Source organism: Xanthomonas sp. NCPPB 1067 (genome assembly GCF_020783795.1).
Lineage (GTDB): Bacteria > Pseudomonadota > Gammaproteobacteria > Xanthomonadales > Xanthomonadaceae > Xanthomonas > Xanthomonas melonis.
In genome coordinates this window covers 39,685-51,220 of sequence record NZ_JAJGQG010000031.1, presented here as the reverse complement: position 1 = coordinate 51,220, position 11,536 = coordinate 39,685, and the positions used below count along the sequence as shown (strand labels likewise).

At 68.5% G+C, this 11,536-nt stretch carries 6 protein-coding genes; 3 read left to right on the top strand and 3 right to left on the bottom strand.

Features of this window, described 5'->3' with window-relative positions; genetic code table 11:
- Positions 1–770: hypothetical protein (locus LL962_RS18060; protein ID WP_228317911.1), on the top strand; the 770-nt coding region annotated here is incomplete at its 5' end.
- Between the two features lie 135 nt (positions 771–905).
- Here LL962_RS18060 and LL962_RS18055 read toward each other — a convergent pair.
- Complete coding sequence (locus LL962_RS18055) at positions 906–1,844, bottom strand: GAF domain-containing protein (RefSeq protein WP_228317910.1); 939 nt, start codon at positions 1,842–1,844, stop codon at positions 906–908.
- A gap of 272 nt (positions 1,845–2,116) precedes the next feature.
- On the bottom strand, positions 2,117–4,996 hold the full coding sequence (locus LL962_RS18050; RefSeq protein ID WP_104585868.1) for a M16 family metallopeptidase: 2,880 nt from the start codon (positions 4,994–4,996) through the stop codon (positions 2,117–2,119).
- A 454-nt stretch (positions 4,997–5,450) separates the two neighbouring features.
- On the opposite strand from LL962_RS18050, the gene LL962_RS18045 reads away from it, so the two are divergent.
- Positions 5,451–8,060 carry a PAS domain S-box protein gene (locus tag LL962_RS18045; protein WP_228317909.1) on the top strand — a complete coding sequence of 870 codons (2,610 nt, stop codon included), beginning with the start codon at positions 5,451–5,453 and terminating at the stop codon, positions 8,058–8,060.
- Between the two features lie 98 nt (positions 8,061–8,158).
- Here the strand turns inward: LL962_RS18045 and LL962_RS18040 are convergent, their stop codons facing one another.
- Positions 8,159–9,634 (bottom strand): cellulase family glycosylhydrolase, encoded by a 1,476-nt coding sequence (locus tag LL962_RS18040; protein WP_228317908.1) that lies wholly within the window; start codon positions 9,632–9,634, stop codon positions 8,159–8,161.
- Positions 9,635–9,835: 201 nt separating this feature from the next.
- Here LL962_RS18040 and LL962_RS18035 point away from each other — a divergent pair, with 201 nt between their 5' ends.
- Positions 9,836–11,323 carry a SulP family inorganic anion transporter gene (locus LL962_RS18035; protein WP_228317907.1) on the top strand — a complete coding sequence of 496 codons (1,488 nt, stop codon included), beginning with the start codon at positions 9,836–9,838 and terminating at the stop codon, positions 11,321–11,323.
- The last annotated feature ends 213 nt before the right edge of the window (positions 11,324–11,536 follow it).

Genomic DNA, 11,536 nt, shown 5'->3' with positions numbered 1-11,536 from the left:
CGCGTCGCGCGCCGCCGCCGACGCGCACCCCGCCGCCGCAGCGCCAGGTGGCAGCGGCCGATGCCGCTGCCGACGACCCGATGGCGGCCCAGTTGTACACCCGGGACGGCAACCTGCGCCTGCCGCCCGAGGCGAAGGTGGACCCGATGGCGCCGCAGGGCGCTGCGGTTCCTCCTGGCATGGACGATGCGCGCGCGCAGGCGGGCACGCGCAATGTGATGGAGCGGGTCAATCCGGTGCAGTACCGGCAGACGCGCTTCGCCAAGGACTGGAAGAGCGACGGCACGCTGGGCGACGTGGCGATGCAGGAAGCCGGGCGCGGCATGAAGAAGTTCAACGACATGCTCAACGGGCCGCAGACGCAGACGGCCAGGGCGCGGCCACCGCCGGACGTGCGCTTCAATCCGGCACTGGCCGCAAACCAGGCCGAGCTCGGCAGCGAGGCCACCGGCGATGCATACAAGGCCGCACCCATCGCGCACGAGACGCCGCCGGACCTGAAGGGCGAAGCCAGCCGCCGCATCCGCCAGGCCCTGGCGGCGCTGGAGCAACGCAGTGCGCGTTGCGAAGCGTCCAGACGCAAGGTGCTGCTATCGCCGGTACGCATGCATCTGTCGGATCTGGAGCGCGCCGAGCATGCACTGAACAACGGCGCCGATCCGGTGATGGCAGCACAGCTGCTGCCGCGCCAGGCGGACAGCGCCTACGACTTGGCGCGTCGCGCGCTGTGGTATGCCGACAAGCAGTTGAGGCAGTGCGCGTTGGGGTAAGCGGGAACTGCGGGGCGGCGCCGCTGCGGCTTATCGGGGCTGCACAGGAGCACTGCTGCGCAGCGCCGCGACCTCCTGCGACGGCCGGTTGCTGCGCGCCATCGCCATGCCCACAACAGGTTCCCGGTGCGAGCCTCAGCTCGGGCGCTGGCGGAAACTGTTCTTTTCCGCGCTCAAGGCGCTCTCTGCGCGCAGGAAGACCTGCCCGATCGGCTCGTCCGCGCGGCTGGCGCGTGCCTCGCCCAGCAACACGGTCAGGCCCAAGGCCTGCTGTTGTTTGGCCACCTCGCGTAGCGCCTGCAAGGTGTTTTCGCTGTCGGGGCCGCGCAGCACGGCGATGAACTCGGCGCTGTCGGTGACCCGATCGATACTGTTGCCGGGGCCCTGTACCAGCGCGGCGAATGCCTGGTCGAGCTGTTGCAGGGTACGGCCGAGCAGGCGTTCGCTCTGGCGCTCGGCCAGCGCGGCCAGTTCCTGCACCTCCAGGATCACCAGGCGGTACGGCTCGTCCGCAGCGGCCTGGGCGGTCGTTGCGGCGGTCTCGGCGGCCGGCTGCAGGATGGCGTCGCGCTCCTGTTGCAGCGCTTGCTGGCGCGCATCCAGCAGACGCATCGTGACCCGCGCCAGCGCCCGCAGACCGTTACGCTGGATGTCGTTGAGATGGCGCGGCTCGGTATCCAGTACGCAGACGGTCCCCAGCGCCACGCCATCGGAGGTCACCAGCGGCATGCCGGCGTAGAAGCGTGCGCCGGTATCGCCGGTGACCACGGAAATATCCCGAAAGCGCGGGTCCTGGGTCAGGTCGGGCACTTCCATCAAGGCGTTTGGCTCACGGATGGCGTGGTCGCATACCGCCTGGCTACGGTCGGTCTGCTGCAGGGCCACGCCAAGCCGTGCCTTGAACCACTGGCGATCGCGATCCACCAGCGACATCAGCGCGATCGGGGTCTCGCACAGCGAAGCCGCCACCTGCACGATGTCCTGATAGGTGTCTTCGGGCAGGCTGTCGACGATGCGATAACCGTCGAGCACCTGCTGGCGGGATGCTTCGTCTGCCTTCGGCATCTCTTTCATCGGATAAGCCAAGCGCCTGTAAAGGAGAAGACCCAAGCTTAACCGGGCTGGCCGATAACGCGGTGTCGACAACACCATCGACGTTCACTGGAACGCCTTGCTGCCGGGCAGTGCCGCCGCATCGCCGATCATCGGTCTGGCTGGTCCCATCGAATGCCGGGAGGTGTTCACCAGGCGGCGGCCCACCCATGCGACAGGGCCGCTGCATGCAGCCCCACCACGCATCCTGCCTACCCGCCTGGGCTGCGTGCAGCCAGGCGGGCATGAGGACGTCAGCGCTTGACCGGCTTGCCGTCCACGTCCAGCACCTGCACGTCGCCCAGCTTGAGCGCGCGCACCGGGGCTTCGATCTTCTTCAGGTCACCCACGATCACCCAGGTCATGGCGTCGGGCTTGATGATCCCGGCGATGGCCTTCTGTGCTGCCGCTTGATCGATCGCCTCCAGGCGCGGCTTGAGGGTTTGCACGTAATCGTCCGGGCGGTCGAATTGCACGATGCCTTCGATCGCGCCCAGCACCGCGCCGGTGGTTTCGAAGCTACCGGGCAGGGCGCGGATGCGCTGGTTCTTGATCTTGGCGATCTCCTCGCCGGTCAACGGCTTGGCGCCGATCACCGCGGTGGCTTCCTTGAAGATCTCGTTGGCCGACTCGGCGGTCTTGTCGGTCTGCACCGGCGCGGAGAACATGTAGGGACGTTGGCCCTGCGCGTCCAGCATGCGGGTGCTGGCGCCGTAGGCCCAGCGCTTGCTCTCACGCAGGTTCATGTTCAGGCGTGAGGTGAAGGTGCCGCCGAAGGCGCCGTTGGCCACGCCGATCGCCAGGTTGTCCGGGGTCTTGGTGGACGGGGCCAGCAGGCCGGCCAGGATCACCGACTGCGGTGCGTCCGGGCGGTTGATCAGGTAGACGCGCGGCTTGGGCTGCGCGGCCACCTGGACCAGGTTCTTCTTCGGCAGCGGGGTGGCTGGTGCCTTCCAGTCGCCGAATGCCGCGTCCAGCTGCGGAATGATCTGCGCCAGCGTGGTGTCGCCGGCCACCAGGATGCGCAGGTTGTCCGGACGCAGCCACTGGCTGTGGAAGGCCTGCAGGTCCTGCGCATTGAGGCTCCTGATCGCCGCCTCGGTGCCGCTGCCGGTGAGCGGGATGCCGTACGGATGCTGCTTGCCGAACAGCAACGGCGGCAACGCGCGCAGCGCCAGGCTATTGGGCTGGGTCTTTTCCTGCGCGATGCCGGACAGCCACTGCCCGCGCACGCGCTCGATATCGCTGCCCTTGAAGGCCGGGTTGCGCACGATGTCGGAGAACAACTGCAGCGATGGCTGCAACTGGTCGTTGAGCGCGTCCAGCGACGCACTGCAGCTGTCCAGATCGCAGCCCACCGCGGTGATGGCGCCCAGGCGCTGGCGGCGTTGCGCCACTTCCACCGAATCCAGCGCGGTGGTGCTCTCGTTCATCAGTGCGGCGCTGAAGCTGGCGGTACCGAGCTTGTTGCCCTGGTCGGCGGCATACCCGGCATCGAACAGCAGCTCGATCTGGGTGACCGGGATGGTGTGGCGCTCGGCCAGCACCACCTCGATGCCGTTCTTCAACTTGCCACGCTGCAGTGTCGGAAAGCTCAGGTCCGGGAACTGGTTGGTGTCCGGCACGCCCTTGCTGCGATCCAGTGTGGAGGCGGTGACGGTGTACTTGCCGGCGGCCGGCAGCTTGGGAGCCGGCTTGCCCGGTTCGGCGGCGCGTGCGACCACCGCCTTGTCTTCGGCGTCCGGGTCGAAGCCCTTGTCGGCCGGCAACACCGTCAGCAGGTAGTCGCCCTTGCCGAACCAGGTGGCGGCGGCTTGCCTGACGCTGTCCACGGTGGCGGCCTGGCCGCGCTGCAGGTCCTGCTTGTAGGCGCCCGGATCGCCGCGATAGACCTGGCCCTCGGCCAGGATCGCTGCCTTGCCGCTGAACCCACCCACCTTTTCCAGTCCACGCACGAAGCCGGCGCGGTAGGCCACCTGCGCGCGCTGCAGCTCGTCGGCGGTGGGGCCCTGGGCGATGAACTTCTTCAATTCCTCGTCGATGATGGCTTCGACCCTGGCCGGGTCCACGCCGTCCTTCACGTCCGCCTGGATCTGCATCTGGCTGGACAGCGCGAAGGGCTGGATCGAGGCCGACACGTCGTCGACCAGATTGTCCTGATACACCAGGCGCTGGTACAGCCGCGAGGTCTTGCCGCCGCCCAGCACGGTGGTGGCCAGGTCCAGCTGGATCACGTCATCGGTGCCCAGCTGCGGCGCGGCCCAGGTGCGGTAGATGCGCGGCTGCGCCACGTGGTCGTGCTGCACGCCGCGCTTCTGCGCCGGCAGCGGGGTGATCCACGGCTGCTGACGCGGCACCGGCTTGCCGGAAGGAATGTCGCCGAAGTACTGCGCGGCCTTGGCGCGCGCCTGCGCCACGGTGATGTCGCCGGCCAGTACCAGGGTGGTATTGGCTGCGCCGTAGTTGGCGTTGAACCACTGTTTGACATCGGCCAGCGAGGCCGCATCCAGGTCTTCCATCGAGCCGATGGTGTCGTGCTGGTAGGGATGGTTGGCCGGGAACAGGTTGGACAGGATGTTCTGGTCCACGCGGCCGTAGGGGCGGTTCTCGCCCTGGCGTTTCTCGTTCTGCACCACGCCGCGCTGGGTATCGAGTTCCTCCTGGCCGATCGCGCCGAGCAGATGGCCCATGCGGTCCGATTCCAGCCACAGCGCGGTATCCAGCGCGGTGGTCGGCACGGTTTCGAAGTAATTGGTGCGGTCGAACCAGGTGGTGCCGTTCATGTCGGTGGTGCCGACCTTCTCCAGCGGCGCGAAGAAGCTGCCCTTGTTGTTCTCCGAGCCGGAGAACATCAGGTGCTCGAACAGATGCGCAAAGCCGGTCTTGCCGGCCGGCTCGTCGCCGGAGCCGATGTGGTACCAGATGCTGACCGCCACCACCGGGGCCTTGTGGTCTTCGTGCACGATCACGGTTAGGCCGTTGGGCAGGGTGAAGCGCGTGTAGGCGATGTCGGGGATGGCGCTGCTGGTCGCGGCCTTGGACAGGCTGGCCGGGGCGGCCGCGACGGCGGGGGCGACGGTACCGGCAGCCATGCCCAGGACACCGGCGATCAACAGGGACAGCGGACGCAGCATGTGACACTCCTGGAAACGGACAATCGGCCGAGGGTAGTGGCTGCCTGGCGGCGCCGCAAATGCAGGGCGGCATGGGGTGCGACGGCGGCGAAGCCGGCCTCGCCGTCGGGGCGGCCTGGCCGAGCGCGGCGGTGGGGCGCCGGACCCGCCGGTGCACGGTCGATCGCGCCGCACGCATTGCATGGTGCAGGTGCCGACCCAGGGCCGCAGCGGGTGGGGCGCGGCCGGCCACCACGTACCGAGCCACGCCCGATGCAGCCGCCACCGCGATGTCGTCCTCGCTTGGTCCTGCATCCATGCATGCGCGGCCGGCGGTGTTGCCGCCACTGCCACGGTGCCGGGCCCGATGGGCCGCGCCGCATGAACGGACGCGACCAGGAGCGCTTAAGTTGACCATCGCCTCGCCGTTACCTCGAGCGATCTACCTTGACCAGACGCCGCCTCCGACTTCGCCATGACCGCCACGCTGCCGCCCGTGCCGATTCCCGACAACGACGCGCTGCGCGTGGACGCGGTGCGCCGGTTGGGCGTACTGGACACCGAGTACGAGGCCGAATTCGACGATATCGCCTGGCTGGCCGCGCATGTCACCGGCGCGCCGATGGCGCTGGTGTCGCTGCTGGATGCCGACCGGCAATGGTTCAAGGCGCGCTGCGGCACCGACCTGGAAGGCACCCCGCGTAGCGTGTCCTTCTGTTCGTATACGGTGATGGGCACCGAGCTGATGGAGGTGCCCGACGCCGAGGCCGACCCGCGCTTCGCCGCCAACCCGCTGGTCACCGCCGTGCCGGGTGTGCGCTCGTATGTCGGGGTGCCGTTGATCGGCCGCGAGGGATACGCCTACGGCACCCTGTGCACGCTCAGCACGCGGTCGCGCGTGCTCGGCGAAGAACAGAAGCAGGCGCTGATCCGGCTGGCGCGCCAGGCGGCCAACCTGCTGGAATCGCGCCGCGACCGGCTGGACGCGCAGGCGCAGCGGCAGACGCTGAGCATGCTGCTGGAGGCCATGCCCGACGGCGTGGTGGCCTGCGATACCGATGGCCTGCTGCGCGAATTCAATCACGCCGCACGGCGCTGGCATGGCGCCGACCCACGCCTGCTGCCACCTGCGCAGTGGGCGCAGCATTTCGATCTGTACGCCGCCGACGGCAACACGCTGCTGTCGACCGAGGCGATTCCGCTGGTACGCGCCTGGCGCGGCGAACACGTCCGCAATGCCGAGCTGGTGATCCGCGCGAACGGGCAGCCTGCGCGCAGCGTGTTGTGCAATGCCGATCCGGTGGCCGCCGATAACGGGTCTGCGCTGGGCGCCGTGTGCGTGATGCATGACATCACCCAGCTCAAGGATGCCTCGGCGGCACTGTCTGCCGAGCGCGCGCGGCTGCAGGCGCTGGTGGATGCGTCGCAGGACGTGGCGATCATCGCCTTCGATCCGCAGGGACGCATCGAGTTGTTCAATCCGGGCGCCGAACGGCTGTTGGGGTATGCCGCCGCCGAGGTGCTGGGCGGCTGCCCGACCCAGTTCCATCTGCATTCCGAGCTCGAGCGCCACATGGCTACGCTGGCGCTGTCGCCACCCTCGTACGCGAAGCTCGCCGCCGCCGCGGCTGGCGATCTGCTGGGCGTCGAGCTGTGGACGCTGGTGCGCAAGAACGGCGAGCTGCGGCGGGTACGGCTGTGCTTCAACATCATCCACGACGCGCGGCAGGGGCTGGCGGGCTATCTGGCGATGGCCATCGACGTGACCGCCGAGCTGCAGGCGCAGGCGGCTGCGCAACTGGCCGCCGAACGGTTCGCCGGCGCCTTCGAGACCGCGCCGCAGGGCATGGCGATCGTCTCGCTGGACGGGGCCTGGCGCGACGTCAATCCTTCGCTGTGCAGCATCCTGGGCTATCCACGCGAACAGTTGTTGCGAACCACCTTTCAGCAGATCACCCACCCCGACGATCTGCAGATGGACCTGCAACTGGTGCAGGAACTGATCGATGGCAAGCGCGGCAGCTACAGTCTGGCCAAGCGCTACATCAGCCAGCAGGGGGCGGTGATCTGGGCACAGCTATCGGTCTCGCTGGTACGCGACGGCAGTGGCGCGCCGGCGCATTTCGTCTCGCAGATCCAGGACGTCACCGAGCGGCACGTGGCCGCCGAACGTCTGGCCGAGAGCGAGGCGCGCCTGCGCGCGATCAGCGACGCCACGCCAGCGCTGGTCAGCCAGTTCGATGCCGCCCAGCGCTGCCTGTTCGCCAACCAGGCTCACCGCGATTGGCTGGGCATGGAGCCGGCCAGCCTGGTCGGCCTGCCCATCACCCGCCTGCTTGGCGCGCCGCTGAGCGCGGCGGCACGTGCGGCGCTGGCGCAAGTGATCGTCGGGCAACGCGTCAGCTTCGAGCATGTGCTGCGGATGGGCGACACCACGCGCGATGTGGAGATCACCCTGGTGCCCGAGGCGCGGCGCACGGCGGCAGGAGCGCAGGGATTCTTCTTGATGGCGCAGGACGTCACCGCGCACAAGACGCTGCACCGGCTGATGCACGAGCGCGCCACGCGCGATGCCCTCACCGGCCTGCCCAATCGGCATGCCTGGACCGACGCACTGCATGCGGCGATCGCGCAGGCGCAGCAGCTGCAGCGCGCCGTGGCGGTGATGTTCCTGGATCTGGACGGATTCAAGCGCATCAACGACACCTACGGCCACCGCGCGGGCGACGCGGTGCTGGTGGAGTTCGGGCGCTGCCTGCAGCGCGCGGTGGAAGGGCGCTACCTGGTGGCACGTCTGGCCGGCGATGAGTTCGTGGTGTTGCTGGACAACCTGCAGGCGCCGGAGGCGGCGTTTCACGGTGTCGCCGAGCGCATCCGCCAGGCGGTGGCGGCGGGGACCATGTTCGGCGAGCAGTGGCTGCCGATCCAGCCCAGCATCGGCGTCGCCTGGCTGCGGGGCGACGATGCCGACGCCGCCAGCCTGATGCACGCAGCGGACGAAGCGATGTATGCAGCGAAGAATGCGCGGCGCGCAGACGCGGGTAGCGAGACGTCGCGGCCGGCCTCGCGGCGAGAGAAGGGGTGACGGGACGCCGGGCGGCGGCCCACGGCGTTACCCGGTTGCATGAGGCGATCGGCCGATCGCCTCATGCGGCATGGCGGGCGTACCCGCCAGTACGATGATCAGCTCGCCGCGCAGAAGCCGAATTCGGCGGTCGCACCGGCCGCCAGCGTGCGGTTGAAGTCCACGCCGCTGGCCTTGAGCGTGCTGCCGCTCTGCGACCAGGTCGCGTTCCAGGCATTGTTGACCCTGCCTGTCACGGGCACCGAAACGGTCCAGGCGCCGCTGGCGGTGCCGGTATTGGTGACCTGCACGCGGCTGCACGATCCGCCGGCCCAGCTGCTGTCCACGATCACCCTGGTGCTGAAGCTGCCGGCTCCGGGCGTCGGCGTCGGAGTGGGTGTCGGAGTCGGTGTGGGCGTTGGCGTGGGTGTCGGAGTGGGTGTCGGAGTGGGCGTTGGAGCCGGCGTCGGCGTCGTGCCGCCGGCAGTGCCCCACAGGGTGCGCAGCAGCGTCATCTTGTCCTGGCGGACCGTGGTCCAGTCGTCGCGCAGGATGCCGCCGGTGTCGCCGCTGTTGGGATTCCAGGACCAGTAGAAGCCCTCGTTGATCCCCTTGCTGCGCAGGTAGCGCACCAGCGCGTCCTGCCAAGTCTTGTCGCGCGCATCGCCTTCGCCGTACTTGCCGCCGAACTCGCCCAGCAGCAGGGCGTACTTGCCGATGAACTGGCCGAAGTGGCGGTCCCAGATGGCCGGCATGTTGTTGGGGAAGTTGCTGTCGTTGAAATACGACTGCACGTACACGTCCGGGCCATAGACATGCGGCGCCAGCAGCAGGCGGTTGGCGGGGATGTTCAGCGGGGTGCAGGCCAGCGGCTGCAGGTTGCCGCCCCAGAAGATGCCGCCGTTGATCGAGCACACCGGGTTGTCGCCGATGCCTTCCACCGCAATGATCCACTTCGGCGCCACTGCCAGCACCGCGGCCGAGGCGCGTTCGGCGGCCTTGTTCCAATCGGTGGCGGCGTTGCCGGTGCCCCAGGTCGCGGCGCCATGCGGTTCGTTCTTCAGGTCCACGCCGATCACGTACGGCACGTTCTTGTAGCGGTTGGCCACGAAACGCAGGTCGGTCAGCCACTGCGCTTCGGAGTAGGAGCCGGTGTACCAGAGTTCGGAGATGGCCGCGCAGTCGGGAGTGTGGTGATCCAGCAGCACATACATGCCGCGCGCATTGAACTCGTTGATCACCTTGTCCAGGATCTGCAGCGAGGTCAGGCCCTGCAGGTCGGCGTTGCGGCTGTAGTCGATGCTGGTCGGCATGGTGGTGCTGCGCAGCGTGGCCGGGCAGAACGGCAGGCGCACGGCGTTGAAGCCCAGGCCCTGCATCTGGTTGATCATGTCTTTCCAGTTGCGTGCCCACAGACCGTGCATGACATGGTTGCCGGTCTCGAAGCCGAACACGTTGACGCCCTTGAGCTGCACGACCTTGCCGCTGTCGTCGACGACGCGGTTGTTGCTGATGGAATAGCTGTGCGCCGGTGCGGCGGCCAAGGCCAGCGCGGTGGCCAGCGCAAGGGTACTTGCGGTCCTGAAGATGGACATGAGGATCTCCCTGGATGACCGAGCTCGACACCCGAGCCCGGTGAGGGGGGCATCTTGGTCCCAGGCCTCAGAACGGGACGTGATCGCTTCCACAAAAGAATGCATTGCCGCACCAGTCACACCCGAAGCGTTCGTTTGCACCACACTATTTGCGTAACGGATGGCCACTTGCTGTCCTTTTTGTCCCTGGAGTGTCCATAAATGTCCCTGTTGCGCGCCGAACTGGCGCAATGGCGCGCGTCGCCCGCGCGCGAAGTGATGGCCGGCGCGGTCGCCACGTTCGCCCTGATTCCCGAAGTGATCGCATTCGCCTTCGTGGCGGGCGTGGACCCGCAGGTGGGGCTGTTCGCATCCTTCGTGATCGGCATCGTCATCGCCTTCTGCGGTGGGCGGCCGGCCATGATTTCGGCGGCCGCCGGTTCGGTGGCCCTGGTGGCCGCGCCCCTGGTCGCAGCGCACGGCTTGCCGTACCTGCTGGCCGCCGGGTTGCTGGCCGGTGCCGTGCAGATCCTGTTCGGGCTGTTGCGGCTGGGCGTGCTGATGCGGTTCGTCAGCAGCTCGGTGCGCACCGGCTTCGTCAACGCCTTGGCGGTGCTGATCTTCGCCGCGCAGCTGCCGCATCTGCTGGGTGCCAACCTGGCCACCTGGGCGATGCTGGGCGCAGGCCTGGCGATCATCTACGGGCTGCCGCGCCTGCGCATCCCGGGGCTGGCGGCGATTCCCTCGCCGTTGCTGTGCATCCTGCTGCTGACCGTGGCCGGCAGCGCGCTGCAGCTACCGCTGAAGACCGTGGCCGATCTGGGCAGACTGCCCAACGCGCTGCCGGTGCTGCACTGGCCGGCGGTGCCGATGACGCTGGAGACTCTGCGCATCATCGCGTTGCCGGCGCTGGCCATCGCCATGGTCGGCCTGCTCGAATCGTTGATGACCGCACGCGTGGTCGACGAGCTCACCGACACTCCCAGCGACAAGAACCGCGAGTGCACCGGGCTGGGCATCGCCAACGCGGCAGCCAGCCTGTTCGGCGGCATCGCCGGGTGCGGGATGATCGGGCAGACCGTGGGCAACGTGAAGTATGGCGGCCGCGGCCGGCTGTCGACCCTGTTCGCCGGCGTGTTCCTGCTGGTGCTGATGGTGTTGCTCAAGCCCTGGGTGTCGCAGGTACCGGTGGTGGCGCTGGTGGCCATCATGGTGATGGTGTCGGTGGAGACCTTCGATTGGCGCTCGTTGCGGACCGTGGTCACCCATCCGCGCACCTCCAGCGTGGTGATGCTGGCCACCGTGGCGGTGACGCTGGCAACGCACAACCTGGCGGCCGGGGTCGCGGTGGGCGTGGTGCTGAGCGGGGTGTTCTTCACCTTCAAGGTGGCCGGGCTGCTGCAGATCGCGCATGTCGATGGCGCAGACGGCGTGCGCACCTACCGCGTGCGCGGACAGGTGTTCTTCGCCTCGGCCGATGTGTTCATCGACGCGTTCGATGCGCGCGAGGTCCCCGGCCGCAGCGTGGTGATCGATGTCAGCCGTGCACATTTCTGGGACATCACCGCCGTGGCGGCGCTGGACAAGGTGGTGCAGCGGCTGCGCCATCACGACCTGCAGGTGCAGGTGCGCGGCCTGAATGCCGGCAGCCGGCGGCTGATGCAACGGCACGCGCTGGGCGAAGATGCCCTGGAGTCCGCATTGCCCTGAACCCCGTGGCCGGGACGGCCATCGGGCGCGGGCCCGCCGGCCGCACCAGGCCTGCCCCGTGCCGGGCGCGGGGCAGCGAGCGGTCTCAAGTTTGCGGCCGCAGCGCCGATGAACCGGCAACCTGATTGCCGGTCGCCGTCGTGAAGCCTTTGCGTTGCCGTCCCAGTTGTCTGCCCGCAGGCCGCCTCTCCGGCGGCCGGCCCGCATGCGTCA